The 14,568-nt window shown below is 70.1% G+C and carries 11 protein-coding genes; 9 read left to right on the top strand and 2 right to left on the bottom strand.

What is annotated here, in order from left to right; translation table 11 throughout:
- Window positions 1-55: 55 nt before the first annotated feature.
- The 5 genes from D7V97_RS14130 to D7V97_RS14110 all read left to right on the top strand — a co-directional run bounded on the left by D7V97_RS14130 (window position 56) and on the right by D7V97_RS14110 (window position 6,260).
- Window positions 56-817, top strand: a complete 762-nt coding sequence (locus D7V97_RS14130; RefSeq protein WP_233582779.1) for a glutamine amidotransferase — start codon at window positions 56-58, stop codon at window positions 815-817.
- A gap of 78 nt (window positions 818-895) precedes the next feature.
- Window positions 896-1,717 (top strand): triacylglycerol lipase, encoded by an 822-nt coding sequence (locus tag D7V97_RS14125; protein WP_120611155.1) that lies wholly within the window; start codon window positions 896-898, stop codon window positions 1,715-1,717.
- A gap of 3 nt (window positions 1,718-1,720) precedes the next feature.
- Window positions 1,721-2,197 carry a hypothetical protein gene (locus tag D7V97_RS14120; protein WP_120611154.1) on the top strand — a complete coding sequence of 159 codons (477 nt, stop codon included), beginning with the start codon at window positions 1,721-1,723 and terminating at the stop codon, window positions 2,195-2,197.
- A 138-nt stretch (window positions 2,198-2,335) separates the two neighbouring features.
- Window positions 2,336-3,556: an AI-2E family transporter gene (locus tag D7V97_RS14115; RefSeq protein WP_120611153.1), complete on the top strand. Its 1,221-nt coding sequence runs from the start codon at window positions 2,336-2,338 to the stop codon at window positions 3,554-3,556.
- 139 nt (window positions 3,557-3,695) lie between these two features.
- Complete coding sequence (locus D7V97_RS14110) at window positions 3,696-6,260, top strand: ATP-binding protein (protein ID WP_120611152.1); 2,565 nt, start codon at window positions 3,696-3,698, stop codon at window positions 6,258-6,260.
- Window positions 6,261-6,287: 27 nt separating this feature from the next.
- Here D7V97_RS14110 and D7V97_RS14105 read toward each other — a convergent pair whose 3' ends face one another.
- Entirely contained in the window at window positions 6,288-6,608 is a 321-nt protein-coding gene (locus tag D7V97_RS14105) for a hypothetical protein (RefSeq protein ID WP_120611151.1), read from the bottom strand.
- A 26-nt stretch (window positions 6,609-6,634) separates the two neighbouring features.
- Window positions 6,635-8,248 (bottom strand): transcription termination factor Rho, encoded by a 1,614-nt coding sequence (rho, locus tag D7V97_RS14100; protein WP_199728804.1) that lies wholly within the window; start codon window positions 8,246-8,248, stop codon window positions 6,635-6,637.
- A 628-nt stretch (window positions 8,249-8,876) separates the two neighbouring features.
- On the opposite strand from rho, the gene ligA reads away from it, so the two are divergent.
- From ligA to D7V97_RS14080, 4 genes are all read left to right on the top strand, one after another.
- The gene (gene ligA / locus D7V97_RS14095; RefSeq protein WP_120611150.1) at window positions 8,877-10,901 is read left to right on the top strand and encodes an NAD-dependent DNA ligase LigA; all 2,025 of its coding nucleotides are present in this window, start codon (window positions 8,877-8,879) and stop codon (window positions 10,899-10,901) included.
- Window positions 10,902-10,911: 10 nt separating this feature from the next.
- Entirely contained in the window at window positions 10,912-11,199 is a 288-nt protein-coding gene (locus tag D7V97_RS14090; RefSeq protein WP_120611149.1) for an acylphosphatase, read from the top strand.
- Window positions 11,196-11,639: a DUF3052 family protein gene (locus tag D7V97_RS14085; protein WP_120611148.1), complete on the top strand. Its 444-nt coding sequence runs from the start codon at window positions 11,196-11,198 to the stop codon at window positions 11,637-11,639. Before D7V97_RS14090 ends, D7V97_RS14085 begins: the two co-directional genes overlap by 4 nt.
- Window positions 11,640-12,222: 583 nt before the next feature.
- A partial coding sequence (locus D7V97_RS14080; RefSeq protein WP_120611147.1) for an Rne/Rng family ribonuclease occupies window positions 12,223-14,568 on the top strand: 2,346 nt, incomplete at its 3' end.

Here is a 14,568-nt window from a genome sequence, read left to right as displayed (position 1 = left end):
CAGGTGAAGTGGCGGGCACCGGACACGGACGGCAGGACACGGTAGGAATGGGTCCATGACGCGGCAAGCTGCCCCCATGAAGAACGTCCTGCTGCTGAAAGCCGGCGACGCCGCGGCGTCCGTGCGGCTGTCGGTGGGCGACTACGACCGGTGGTTTCTGCAAACCATCGGACTGTCCAACCGCCGCTTCGACATCCTCCCCGTGCACCAGGGAGCGCCCCTGCCGAAGAGTGCGCGGGGCTACGACGCGGTGATGATGACGGGCTCCCCCCTGTCGGTGACGCAGCGCGAGCCATGGATGGAGCGCGCCGGCGCCTTCATGGTGGAGGCGGGCGAGCAGGGCATCCCCGTGCTCGGGGTGTGCTTTGGCCAACAGCTCCTCGCTGAACAGTACGGCGGGAAGGTGACGAAGAACCCCCAGGGCCGCGAGACGGGCACCGTGGAGGTGACGCTGTCAAAGGAAGGCCGCGTGGATCCGCTCTTCGCCGACCTGCCGGAGCGCTTCACCGTGCAGGCGACCCACGAGGACATCGTGTCGCGCCTGCCCGAGGGCGCCACGGTGCTCGCGGGCAACGCCAACACCGCGAACCAGGCGCTCGCGTTCCGCCCCAACGTGCGCGGCGTGCAGTTCCACCCGGAGATGCCCACGGACGCCATGCGCGCGGTCATCCTCGCCCGCGAGGAGAAGCTGGACACGCTGGCGCAGGAGAAGGGCGTGCCCGCGGGCGAGTTCGTCCCCCGGCTCCTGTCCGGCATCGCCCCCACGCCGCTCGCGCACCGGGTGCTGCTGAACTTCCTGGAACACTTCACCGCCTGAAAGCGAACAGAGGCCCGGCGCGGATCCGGGCCGCATCAAGGCGCGCTCCCTAGGTTTGCCTCGCGGTGAGGGGCGGCCATGAATCCGTTCGTGATGCAGTACCGGAAGCTGCGGTGTCAGCTGAAGTACCTGGCCAGCTACCTGGACCTGGATCCGCGCGGCAACCAGGTCGTGCGCCGCACGGACTTCAAGCGCTGTCCCCGGCCGGTGCTGCTGCTGCACGGCTTCTTCAGCACCCGCCGCGTGCTGGAGGTGCTGGAGCACCGCCTGCGCCGCGAGGGCTACTGCGTCTGGTCCATCCACCTGGGCGGCACGATGGACCGCTTCAACACGCACCGCATCGACGAGCTGGCGCGCAAGGTGCGCGGCAAGGTGGACCGGCTCTACGAGCGCCACCCGGAGATGGGACCGCTCACCATCATCGGCCACTCGAAGGGCGGCCTCATCGGCACGTACTACGTGAAGCGGCTGGGCGGGGACGCGCGCGTGAAGAGCCTCATCACCCTGGGCACCCCGCACCGGGGCACGCGGATGGCGTACCTGGGGTGCGCGACGCTCGGCTGGTTCAGCCGCAGCATGTGGCAGCTCACGCCCGTGTCCCCCTTCATCAAGAGGCTGGGCGAGGGCGCGTTCCCCCGCCACGTGCGGCTCACGTCCATCTACTCGCGCGACGACGTCGTCGCGACGTACCCCTCCTCCGTGCTGGACGTGGACGGGCAGCCCAACGTCTTCAACGTGGAGCTGTCCGGCGTGGCCCACGGCGAGCTGCTCACCCGCCGGGCCGTGTGGGAGGTCATCCAGCGCGAGCTGGCCCTGGGCTATGCTGACGAAGCGGCGCCCATGACGTCCGATGCGCCCCCTCCCCTTCCGGTGGCCCAGGCCGCCGCCTCTGGCCCCTGACACATGCCCTCGCGCTGGGACCACCTCTTCGACCTCAAGCCCATCCCGCTCGTGGACCACCTGCTGGACGAGGTGGCGCGGCTGCTCGCCAAGGACCTCCAGGCATGGCCACCGCCTGTGCAGGACCTGGATGCGGCCACCCTGGGCGAGTTCGCCCCGCTGTTCACGGACGTCACCCGCCGCCCCGACCCGGCCGTCTACACGGAGGCCCTGCGCCTGGCGCGCTGGGACCTGGCCCGCGAGTTCGACGCCTTCGACGACTATGTGCGCAACAAGCGCTACCTGGAGCGGGGCCTGTCCCCGGACGACCGCGTCCCCCTGCTCTTCCTCACCCGCTGGCTCACCGAGCAGATGCTGGGCCTGGGCGAGGCTACCCAGGGCCGCATCAAGCGCCCCCTGATGCGCACCTGCCTGGACCGGCTGGAAGCCCGGCTGGAGGAGGCCCGGATGGACGCCCCGCTCCCGCCGCCCCGGGCGTAGGGCTCAAGGGCCGGCCGCCCGCCTGCTCCCGCGCGGAGTGCTCCCGGGACGCTTCAGCGGCGTAGGAGCGGCGTCCTCCCAGAAGCTTTCCGTCGGGAGCTTGTCAGGAGGGAGCCTGCTGCCCTAAGCCGACATCCCATGTCGCAGCCCGTGGATGCCTCCGCCCCCGACGAACGCCGCAAGCGCCTGCTCCTCCTCACGGGGTTGTGGGTGGCCATCGCGGTGGTGCTCTTCACCCTGCGCTCGGTGGTGATGCCCTTCGCGGGGGCCGCGCTCATCGCGTACCTGGTGCAGCCGCTGGTGGCGCGCATCACGCGGTGGAACCTGGGCGGCCGCTCCGTACCCCGGTGGGTGGCCATCCTGCTCATCTACGCGGGCTTCTTCCTCGCGGTGTACCTGTTCTTCGTCGCGCTGGTGCCGCAGCTCTACCGCGAGGTGGTGCGCGTCAGCCGCGAGATGGCGGGCTTCGCCAGCGCGCTCACGCCGGAGCACGTGCAGACGCTCGCGCAACGCGCGGAGACCTGGCTCAACGTGTACGGCATCCCCGTGGCCCTGTCGGACCGGGCCATGGAGGGCGCGGCGGCGGGCACCTCCGGCAACTTCAGCCTCGCGCTGGACCTGGAGCAGATGCTCACCGACGCGGTGGCGCGGGGCACGTCGCTGGTGCGCGAGAACCTGGCGGACATCGTCAACGTGTCGCGCCGCATCGTCGGCGAGGTGCTGGCCGGCGTCTTCATGCTGTTCTTCATCCTGATGGTCGCCGCGTTCTTCTCCATCGACGCGCAGGCCATCCGCCGCTACTTCGGCACGCTGGTGCCCGCGGAGTTCCTGCCCGATGCGAAGACGCTGGTGGCGCGCATCGACCAGTCGCTGTCCGGCGTGGTGCGCGGCCAGTTCACCATCTGCCTCGTCAACGGCGGCCTCACCCTGGTGGGCCTGCTGCTGTTCGGCGTGAAGTTCGCCTTCCTGCTGGCCACCATCGCCACGCTCTTCAGCCTCATCCCCATCTTCGGCACCATCATCAGCTCGGTGCCCATCGTCCTCATCGCGCTGGCGGACGGCGTGCAGAAGGGCTTCGCGCTCCTGTTGTGGATCGTCGGCATCCACGCGCTGGAGGCGTACTTCCTCAACCCGAAGATCATGGGCGAGGCCGCGCGGATCCACCCCGTGGTGGTGGCCTTCTCCCTCATCGCGGGCGAGCGGCTCTTCGGCCTGTGGGGCGCGCTGTTCGCCGTGCCGGTGGCCTCCATCGCCGTGGCCTGCTTCGACTACGCGCGCCTCAAGGCCCAGCCGCCCCCGCGCGTCACCGTCGCCACCCCGGCCTCCGTCAGCTCCTCGGACGCCGCCCCGGCCGCCTGAATTCCCCGACCGCGGGTGGGGCTCTTGCCCCTCAAGCGTCCACCGGTGAAAAAACAGGGGGAGACGGACACCTCCCCCTGGCCATCCCCGGAGTGAGTGCTTAATCCATCGCGCCCCTCGTCTTCCGAGGCCGCGCGTCATGACCTCCACCCCGCCACAGGCCCCAGACTTCCGGACCCTGTTCGAAGCCTCGCCCAATCCGTACCTGGTGCTGACGCCCGGGTTCGTCATCGTCGCGGTGACGGAGGCCTACCTGCGGGCCACCCAGACGCGGCGGGAGGCCATCCTCGGCCGCCACATCTTCGACGTCTTCCCGGACAACCCCGACGACCCGACGGCCACCGGGGTGACCAACCTGCGCGCGTCCCTGGAGCGCGTGGTGAAGACGGGCGCCCCGGACGCGATGGCGGTCCAGAAGTACGACATCCCCCGGCCCGGGGCGGACGGCGGGTTCGACGTGCGGTACTGGAGCCCGCTGAACTCGCCCGTGTTCGACGGGGATGGGACGCTGCGCTACCTCATCCATCGCGTCGAGGACGTGACGGACTTCATCCAGCTGAAGAACCAGGACGCCGAACAGAGCCGCCAGCGCGCGGCGCTCCAGGCGCTCGCGGGCGAGATGGAGGGGGAGATCTTCCGACGCGCCCAGCAGATCCAGGAGACGAACCAGCAGCTGCGCACCGCGAACGAGCAACTGGGAGAGCTGGACCGGCTCAAGTCGGAGTTCTTCGCCAACGTCAGCCACGAATTCCGCACGCCGCTCACGCTGATGCTGGGGCCCACCGAGGACCTGCTCGCCGGGCGCGCGGGCCCGCTGTCGGACGAGGCCCGGAAGGAGCTGGAGCGCGTGCACCGCAACGCGCGCCGCCTGCTCAAGCTGGTGAACGCGCTGCTGGATTTGTCACGCCTGGAGGCCGGCCCGAAGGAGGAGCGCTTCGTGCCCGCGGACCTGGCGGCGCTGACGACGGACGCGGCGAGCAGCTTCCGCTCCGCGATGGAGCGCGCGGGCCTCACGCTGACGGTGGACTGCCCGCGCGTGTCGGAGCCCGTGTACGTGGCGCCGGACCTCTGGGAGCAGATCGTCCTCAACCTGGTCTCCAACGCGTTCAAGTTCACGCTCCAGGGCGGCGTCACGCTGCGCCTGCGCGAGCACGGCCGGTGGGTGTCGCTGGAGGTCGAGGACACCGGCGCGGGCATCCCCTCGGCGGAGTTGCCCCGCCTCTTCGAGCGCTTCCACCGCGTGCCGGGCACCGCGTCGCGCACGCACGAGGGCACGGGCATCGGCCTCGCGCTGGTGCAGGAGTTCGCCCGGCTGCACGGCGGCACTGTGTCGGTGAAGAGCCAGGAGGGCCAGGGCACGACCTTCACCATCCAGCTGCCCCTGGGCCATGCACACCTGCCCCCGGAGCGGATCCGCGCCACGCCCCACCCGCGCTCCGCGGCGCGCGAGGCCACGACGGCCTACGTCCAGGAAGCACTCCAGTGGAGCCCCACGCCGAAGGAGCTCACGCAGTCCTCCCACGCTCACGCTCCCGCGCCGCCGCAGGAGCCGCGCGCCCGGGAGCCCATGCCCCGCGCGCGCATCCTGCTCGCGGACGACAACCGGGACATGCGCGACTACATCCAGCGCGTGCTCTCCACCGACTACGACGTGGAGGCGGTGAAGGACGGCCAGAAGGCGCTGGAGTCCGCGCTGGCCCATCCGCCGGACCTGGTGCTGTCGGACGTGATGATGCCGCGCCTGGACGGCGTGGGCCTGCTCAGGGCGCTGCGCGCGGCGCCGCAGACGCGCGAGTTGCCCATCCTGCTGTTGTCCGCGAAGGCCGGCGAGCAGGCCACCGTGGAGGGGCTCGCCTCCGGGGCGGATGACTACCTGGTGAAGCCCTTCTCCGCCGGGGAGCTGGTGGCGCGCATCGCGTCCAACCTGAAGCTCGCGAGGATGCGCAGCGAGGTGGCGGACGAGCGGGCCCGGTCCGAAGGGCTCTCCGAAGCGCTGCGCGCCCGCGACGACTTCCTCTCCGTGGCGGCGCACGAGCTGCGCACGCCGCTGGCCGCCTTCCAGCTCCACCTGGAGCTCGTGGAGCGGGGGCTGGGCCGGGACGCGCCGCCCAAGGTGCTGGAGCGCCTGAAGCAGGCCCGGTCCTTCATCCGCAGGCTGGCGACGCTCGTGGACGTGCTGATGGACGTGTCGCAGATCACCAGCGGCCGGCTGAAGCTCGCGCGCACGGACGTGGACCTGGCGGAGCTGCTGGTGGAGGTGACGCGCTTCGCGGAGGAAGAGGCCCGCCGCGAGGGCACGCAGCTCACCGTCACCGTGCACGGACCGGTGATGGGCCCCTTCGACCCATCCCGCATCTCGCAGGTGGTGCACAACCTGGTGTCCAACGCGCTGAAGTTCGGCCGGGGCAAGCCGGTGGACGTGACGCTGCAACCGGACGGCGAGGTGGTGCGCCTGAGCGTGGTGGACCGGGGCATCGGCATCCGCCCGGAGGACCGGGAGCGCATCTTCGGACGCTTCGAGCGCGCCGTGTCCACGCACCACTACGGCGGCCTGGGGCTGGGGCTCTGGGTGTCACGGCAGGTGGTGGAGGCGCACCAGGGCCGCATCGACGTGGAGGACACGCCGGGCGGGGGCACCACGTTCCGCGTGACGCTGCCGTTGAAGGAAACCTCGGCGCCCGTGGCCCAGGCCCTTCCGGGCTGAAGGCCGCGGGCAGCGGCGACCGCGCTGCTACTGGCAGGCGCCAGCGCAGCGCGCGTTGCGGCACACCGGGATGCAGCGGCCGCAGTCGATGCTGTCGGGAGGACAGGTCCCGTCGCACCGCACGTTGGCGCAGTTGGGGCCCACCGAAACGTGCGTGACGGCGTTGCCCTCACCACAGCACGCGCTCGCCACGCAGTCCGAGTCGTCGTAGCAGACCGCGCTGGAGAGCACCGGCGGCGCGTCTTCGATGGGCAGGTCCTCCACCCCGATGTCGCACCCCGCCAACAGGCCCAGCGTGACGCCCGCGACCGCGCGGGCGAAGGAACGAAGGAAGCGGGGACGACGCATGGGTGGAGCTCCTTGACCGGTAGACACTACCGGTTCATCGAGCCCAGGAACTCCGCGTTCGCCGCCGTCGGACGCATGTGCTTGAGCACGAACTCCATCGCGTCGATGGGGGTGAAGGGGTGGAGCACCTGGCGCAACGCCGTAATGCGCACCAGGTCCGATTGCGACAAGAGGAGCTCCTCCTTGCGCGTGCCGGATTTGTTGATGTCGAGCGTTGGGAAGATGCGCTTCTCCATCAACTTCCGATCCAGGACGATTTCGGAGTTACCCGTGCCCTTGAACTCTTCGAAAATCACTTCATCCATGCGGCTGCCGGTGTCGATGAGGGCCGTGCCGATGATGGTGAGGCTGCCGCCCTCCTCGATGTTGCGCGCGGCGCCGAAGAAGCGCTTGGGCTTGTGGAGCGCGTTGGCGTCCACGCCGCCGGAGAGGATCTTCCCGGACGCCGGCACCACCGTGTTGTAGGCGCGCGCCAGACGGGTGATGGAGTCCAGCAGGATGCACACGTCGTACTTCTGTTCGACGAGGCGCTTGGCCTTGTCGATGACCATCTCCGCCACCTGCACGTGGCGCGTGGCGGGCTCGTCGAAGGTGGAGGAGACCACCTCGCCGCGCACGCTGCGCTCCATGTCGGTGACTTCTTCCGGGCGCTCATCCACCAGCAGCACGATGAGGTAGACGTCCGGGTGGTTGCGGCTGATGGCGTGCGCGATGTTCTGCAGCAGCACCGTCTTGCCGGCCTTCGGGGGCGCCACGATGAGGCAGCGCTGGCCCAGGCCGATGGGGCAGAACATGTCGATGATGCGCGTCGTCATCTCCGACGACTCGTGCTCCAGCTTGAGCTTGCGCGTCGGATACAGCGGCGTGAGGTTGTCGAACAGGATGCGCTCGCGCGCAGCGTCCGACATCGGGTCCTCGAAGTTGACCTTGTCCACCTTCTGCAGCGCGAAGAAGCGCTCGCCCTCGCGGGGCTGGCGGATGGGGCCCGTCACCGTGTCGCCGGGGCGCAGCGTGAAGCGGCGCACCTGCGACGGCGACACGTAGATGTCGTCCGGGGACGGCTGGTAGTCGCTGTCCGAGCTGCGCAGGAACCCGAAGCCGTCGCTCAGGAGCTCCAGCACGCCCTCGGCGTGGACCTCGAAGCGCTTGTCCGCGATGCCACCCAGCAGCGCGAAGATGAGGTCCTGCTTCTTGAGGCCCTGGTAGCCCTCGACGCCCACGTCCTGGGCCATCTTCGCCAGCTCGATGATCTTCATCCGCTTCAGGTCATTGAGCTTGATGACCTGCATCGGCGCGCCGTCGCGGTCCACCTCCGTGATGGCGGGGGACTCGGCGGACTCCTGCGGGGCGGGCGTCGCGGAAGCCGCGTCATCCGACGTCGTCTCCTCGGCGCGGAACTCCTGGAGCTCGTCGTCGCGCACGGGGCGGGAGATGGGCGTGAGCACCGGGCGGGGCGCCTCGGCGACCACCTCCAGGGCCTCCTCGACGGGGGCCTCTTCCCGGCGGGCCGGCGCACGGCGTGAGCGCGGCGCGGGCTTCTCCGCCTCCTTCGCCGCCGCGCGCTTGCGGCGGGGCTTCTCCTCCGCGGCGACGAACGGGGGCGCGACTACCTTCTCTCGGGGGGAACGGGCTTTGGCCATGACAGTCAGCAGACGGAATGGGGGGGAAGCGCCCGAAGGCTCGGGCAGGCTGTACGCGGGACGTTGTCCGTCCGCGCGGCGCTCGGAAGCACCTTCCAGGAGGGCAGCACCACCCGGGTCCCTGAACGGGACCGGAGGGCGCGTGGGCCTGTGGTTGGGAAGAGACGACGCGGGGGAACCCCTGCGTCAGGAACCGCCCCGGAAACTATTGACCCCCTCCAGAGCTGTCAAGGCATCCGTGCCTTGCACCGCCCCGTTTTTCAGGGGGTTGCACTGGAGGGAGGGGCTTTCACCACCAGGGAATACGCTATGTAGCTGAAATTCGGGCCTACCGGGGTGCCTGCTGCACCTCCGCTTCCTGGAACACGTGTCCCGGGGTGCCCCTTCCCAGCGGTCGGCGGGGATTCCAACCCATGGCGGGGGGTGCGGCCTGTCGCGGCTCCGTCCAGGGGAGCGGGCGCTGGCCCTGGAGTCCTACGTGTCAGGTTGGGAAGGCGCGAAGGAGGCCAGGACGTGGGGGCTGCTCGGGGAGCAGTCCTGTCAGGTGGTCCGACTAGAGTGCTCCTCCTCCAACGAGGGGCGTGCGCAACCTGGCCGCGCTGCCGAATTGGGGTAAGGACACCGCCCCGTGGACACCTTCTCGAAAGCCGAAGCCCGCGCGCGAGCGCTCCGTCAGGAGCTCGCCCACCACAACCACCGCTACTACGTGCTCGACGCGCCGGAGATCAGCGACGCGCAGTACGACACGCTGATGCGGGAGCTCCAGGGGCTGGAGGAGAAGTACCCCCAGCTCGCCACGCCGGACTCCCCCACCCAGCGCGTGGGCGGCGCGGCGGTGGAGGACTTCGGCCAGGTGGTGCACAGCGCGCAGATGCTGTCGCTCGCGAACATCTTCGACGACGAGGGGCTGCAGGAGTTCGACGAGCGCATCCGCAAGCTCACCGGCCTGACGCAGGTGGGCTTCGTGTGCGAGCCCAAGCTGGACGGCCTGGCCATCGCGTTGCGGTACGAGGACGGCCGCTTCGTCCTGGGCGCCACCCGGGGTGACGGCACCACCGGCGAGGACGTCACGTCCAACCTGCGCACCATCAAGAGCCTGCCCCTGGAGCTGTTCCCGAACGACGGCGTGAAGGTGCCGAAGCGGCTGGAGGTCCGCGGCGAGGTCTTCATCCGCAAGGAGGACTTCCGCAAGCTCAACGAGAAGCGCGAGGAGGAGGGCGAGTCGCTCTTCGCCAACCCGCGCAACGCCGCCGCGGGCAGCCTGCGCCAGCTGGATCCCAAGGAGACCGCCGCCCGTCCCCTCTCCATCTACCTGTACGAGTGCGGCCCCAGCGACGGCCTGCCCACGTTCAAGACGCACACGGACAAGCTGGAGTACCTGAAGACGCTCGGCCTGCCGGTCAACCACTACAAGCCCGCGGCCGGCGCCGAAGGCATCCGCCAGCGCTACGACGAGTCCCTCAAGGGCCGCCACGCCCTGCCCTTCGAGGTGGACGGCATGGTGGTGAAGGTGGACGACGAGGACCTGCGTCGCCGCCTGGGCCAGGTGTCCAAGAGCCCGCGCTGGGCGGTGGCCTACAAGTTCCCTCCGGAGGAGGAGTCCACGGAGGTGCAGGACATTGGCATCCAGGTGGGCCGCACGGGCGCGCTCACGCCGGTGGCGCACCTGAAGCCGGTGAAGGTGGGCGGCGTGACGGTGTCGCGCGCCACGCTGCACAACGAGGACGAGCTGCGCCGCAAGGACGTGCGCCGGGGCGACACCGTGTTCGTGCGCCGCGCGGGCGACGTGATTCCGGAGATCGTCTCCGTGGTGCCCTCCAAGCGCCCGGCGGACTCCCAGCCCTTCGCCTTCCCCACGCACTGCCCGGTGTGCGGCGCGCTGGCGGCGAAGGACGAGGACGGCGCCATCATCCGCTGCACGGGCGCGTCCTGCCCCGCGCAGCTCGTGGAGAAGGTGCGCCACTTCGCCAGCCGGCTCGCGCTGGACATCGAAGGGCTGGGGGACAAGCTGGCCACGCAGCTCGTCGCCTCCGGTCAGGTGAAGACGTTCTCCGACCTCTTCGCGCTCACCAAGGAGTCCCTGATGAAGCTGGAGCGCATGGGGGAGAAGAGCGCGGAGAACATCCTCGCCTCCATCGCGGCGTCCAGGCACACCACCCAGCGCCGCTTCCTGTACTCCCTGGGCATCCGCCACGTGGGTGACTCCACGGCGCGCGCGCTGGCGGAGGCCTTCCCGAACGTGAAGGCGCTCTTCACCGCGAGCCTGGAGGACATCAGCCGGGTGAAGGACGTGGGCCCGGTGATGGCGCAGGTCATCCATACCTTCTTCCAGGAGCCGCAGAACCAGGCCACCATCCAGGCCCTGCTGGACGCGGGCGTGACGCCGGCGCCGCCGGAGGTCGCCACGGGCGGCCCCTTCGTGGGCAAGACGGTGGTGCTCACCGGGACGATGGCGGGGCTGGCGCGGGAGCAGGCCAAGGAGGAAATCGAACGGCGGGGAGGCAAGGTGGCCGGAAGTGTCTCGCGCAAGACCGATTTCGTGGTGGCGGGAGACGACGCGGGGAGCAAGCTGAAGAAGGCGCAGGAACTCGGGGTAAGAATCCTGGATGAGCAGGCGTTCCTGCAGATGCTAGAAGGGACCGCCAGAGCATGAGGCCAGAAGCATGAGCACCCAGCGCCGGGCGACCCTGCGCATCCAGGGCACGGTCCAGGGAGTCTCCTTCCGGGAGAACTCCCGCGCCGAAGCCCTGCGCCTGGGCCTGCATGGCTGGGTGCGAAACCGGAGCGACGGCTCCGTGGAGGCCACGGTGGAAGGCGAACCCGCCGCGCTGGAAGCATTCATCCGCTGGTGCCACGAGGGCCCCCGCACGGCGCGCGTCACGGACGTGGCGCGCACGGACGGCGAGGCCACGGGCGAATTCCGCACCTTCACCGTGGAGCGCACGTCATGACGCCCTACGCGCTGTCCTCCCTGGCCGCCATGCTGGGCATCCGCTCCGGCACCAAGGTCTCCGTCATCAACCCCCCGCGGGGCTTCGTGCAGAAGCTCAACCCGCTGCCGGACGGGGTGGAGTTCCTCGTCACCGCCCAGACGGGGCTGGACGTCATCCTCTTCTTCACCACCGACGCCACGGAGCTGGTGCAGCGGCTGCCCGCGCTGTCGCGCGCCACCACCCTCACGGGCGGCATCTGGGTCTGCTGGCCCACGGGCGAGGGCGTGAAGACGGTCCTGTCCGAGGACTTCGTGCGCCAGGCGGCGCTCGACATCGGGCTGGTGGACAACAAGATCTGCGTCATCGACGAGGCCTGGACGGCCCTGCGGCTGGTGCGCCGTCCGCGCGGGCGGCTGGACAAGCCCGAGGGCCGCAAGCAGGCCCCGGCGCAGGCCTGAGGCGCCGGAAAACGGCCTGGACGCCCGGCCCCCGTCCGGGCGGCGGGGCCCGGCGCCATCTGCCCGACAGTGGATGAACGGGCGCTTCTTGCCTTTACACACCTGGAGGGGCGTGAAAAACTCTCCGTGTTTCTGGGTATTTGTGTGACGCCCCGCGTTGGCGGGACATCAGGCCCAGGCATGAATTTCGACGGGTTGCGCTTCCGGTCTCCTCCGGACGTCCCTGCTGCTCCGGGGCCCCCAGACGCCCCCCCAAGGTGGCCCACGAACGGGCACCGACCGGGTGTGGAAGAGGGGGCGGACGGCACGGGCGTGGTGGAGGCCTCGAGCGCTTGAAGAGAAGCAGCCCCGCCCGGCACGGTGCCGGTCGCAATGCGGGGCGACATGAACTCGGAGGAGCAGGCGGTGATGTCCTCGGCCCTCACCCAGGCGATGCGTTCTCCCTCCGGGTCTTCCGGAAGGCGTCCACACGCCGGAGGGCCGCAAGCCGCCTCTCCCCTCGCAGCGTGCTCGGAGGTGTGGCTTCTGGCCGCCCCCCGTCCGGTGAGGACCTCCCTACCGCGCGCGCTTCCAGGATTCATCCATGAGCAGTGTGCTCGTCATCAATGCCGCGGGTCGGGAGACCCGGGTGGCGCTCGTCGAGGGCGGCCATATCGCGGAGTTCTACCTCGAGCGTAAGAAGGACAAGGGCGTCGTCGGAAACATCTACAAGGGCCGTGTCGTCCGGGTGCTCCCGGGCATGCAGGCGGCTTTTGTCGACATCGGGTTGGAGAAGGCCGCCTTCCTGTATGTCAGCGACGTCGTCTACGACCCCGACTTCGCCCGCGCCCAGTTCGAGCTGACCGAGGGAGAGCACGAGGACGCCCCGGAGGTCCCCACCGAATCCGAGGCGGACACCCTCGAGGCGGCCGCGGCCACGGTCCCGGAGAAGGACGCGCACGCGCACGCCCTCCCCGCGGGCACGGAGGTCGCCGCGGTCAGCGTGGAGCCGGTGCTGGCGCACGACACCGCGCTGGCGCTGGACGTCCAGGCCCAGGGCAACCAGGAGCCCGTGCTGGAGTCCCCTGCCGCTCCGGCCGTGAGCGAGCCCGTCACTGCGCAGGAGCAGCCCCCTGCGCCGGTGGAGGCCGAAGCCTCCCAGGCCGTGGCCGTCGTCGAGGATTCGCAGCTCACGGTGTCCACCGCCGCCGTGGCGGTGCCGCTGTCGGACGTGGGCCAGCCCATGGACGCGGCCCCCGTGACGGTGGTGCAGGAGACGCACGCGGAGACCGTCACCGTCGCCACGCTCGCCGAGGGCAGCGGGATGCAGGGCGACGCGGGCCTCACCGGGGCCTCCGAGCCGCCGCCGCACGCGGCCGTCCTGGGCGACCTCATCCCCCCTCCTCCCTCCGAGTCCGCCCGTCCGGGCGAGGTCTCCGGCGAGCGCCGCACGCCGCGCGAGGCCCGGGAGGCCCGCGAGCCGCGCGCCCGTGACGGACGTGAGAAGGAGAAGGAGAAGGAGAAGGACAAGCGCCGTCCGGAGGGCCCTCCCCGCCGCGAGAAGCGCGACGACGACAAGGAGAAACCCAAGCAGCGCAAGACGGACAAGATTGAAGACCTGCTGAAGGTCGGCCAGGAGGTGGTGGTCCAGATCTCCAAGGACCCCATCGGCACCAAGGGTGCGCGACTCACCTCGCACATCTCCATCCCGGGCCGTCACCTGGTGTTCATGCCCACGGTGGACCACGTGGGCATCAGCCGCCGCATCTCCAACGAGAAGGAGCGCCGCCGGCTGCGCGACATCGTGGACCGGCTGCGGCCGCCCGGCACGGGCTTCATCGTGCGCACGGTGGCGGAGAACGTTCCCCAGGAGAAGCTGGAGAGCGACATCCGGTTCCTCATCGAGGTGTGGAACCAGGTGGTGCGCCGCAACGAGAAGCGCGGCGGACCGGGCCTCTTGCACCCCGACCTGGACCTCATCCTGCGCGCCACGCGCGACCTGTTCGCCCACGACGTGGAGAAGCTCGTCGTGGACGATGCGGAGGAGTACGAGCGCATCCAGGGCTTCGTCACCGCGCAGGACCCGGCGCTGCGCGACCGCGTGGTGCTGCACGAGACGGACGAGCCCGTCTTCGACGCGTACGGCATCGAGCAGGAGCTGCAGCGCGCCACCCAGCGCAAGGTGTGGCTGAAGAGCGGCGGCTACCTCATCATCGACCAGGCGGAGGCGCTCACCGCCATCGACGTCAACTCGGGCCGCTACGTCGGCAAGAAGAGCCTCGAGGAGACCATCACCAAGATCAACGTCGAGGCGGCCAAGGAGATCGTCTACCAGCTCCGGCTGCGCAACATCGGCGGCATCATCATCTGCGACTTCATCGACATGGAGAAGGCGCAGAACCGCGACAAGGTCTTCAAGTCCCTGCAGGAAGCGCTGGGCCGCGACAAGGCCAAGACGAACGTGCTGCGCATCTCCGAGCTGGGCCTGGTGGAGATGACGCGCAAGCGCGTGCGCGAGTCCATCGGCCGCGTGCTGCACGAGGACTGCCCGTACTGCGACGGCAAGGGCTTCGTGAAGACGGCCACCACGGTGGCGTACGAAATCTTCCGGGAGATCCGCCGCGAGGCGCCGGGCTACAAGGACTCCACGCTCGTCATCAACTGCAACGCGGAGGTCGCGCGCCTGCTGCAGGGCGAGGAGCGCAACGAGCTGCGGCACCTGATGGACCGCTACAACAAGTCCATCCAGGTCAAGGCGCAGCAGAACTACCACCGCGAGCAGTACGACATCTACGGCCGGTCGGCCACGGGCCCCGAGCACAAGGTGGCGTCGTCGCCGGGCTCCGGTGACGGCGAGCTCGCCATGCAGCAGCGCCGTCCGGAGAACGCCTACGGGCGACAGGACCAGGGCCGGCGTGGCCGCGACCGTGACCGCGGTGGTGGTGGCGGC

It is taken from the genome of Corallococcus sp. CA053C (assembly GCF_003611675.1).
Lineage (GTDB): Bacteria > Myxococcota > Myxococcia > Myxococcales > Myxococcaceae > Corallococcus.
The sequence above is the reverse complement of the archived record's forward strand: the minus strand, read 5'-3'. Positions and strand labels throughout refer to the sequence as shown.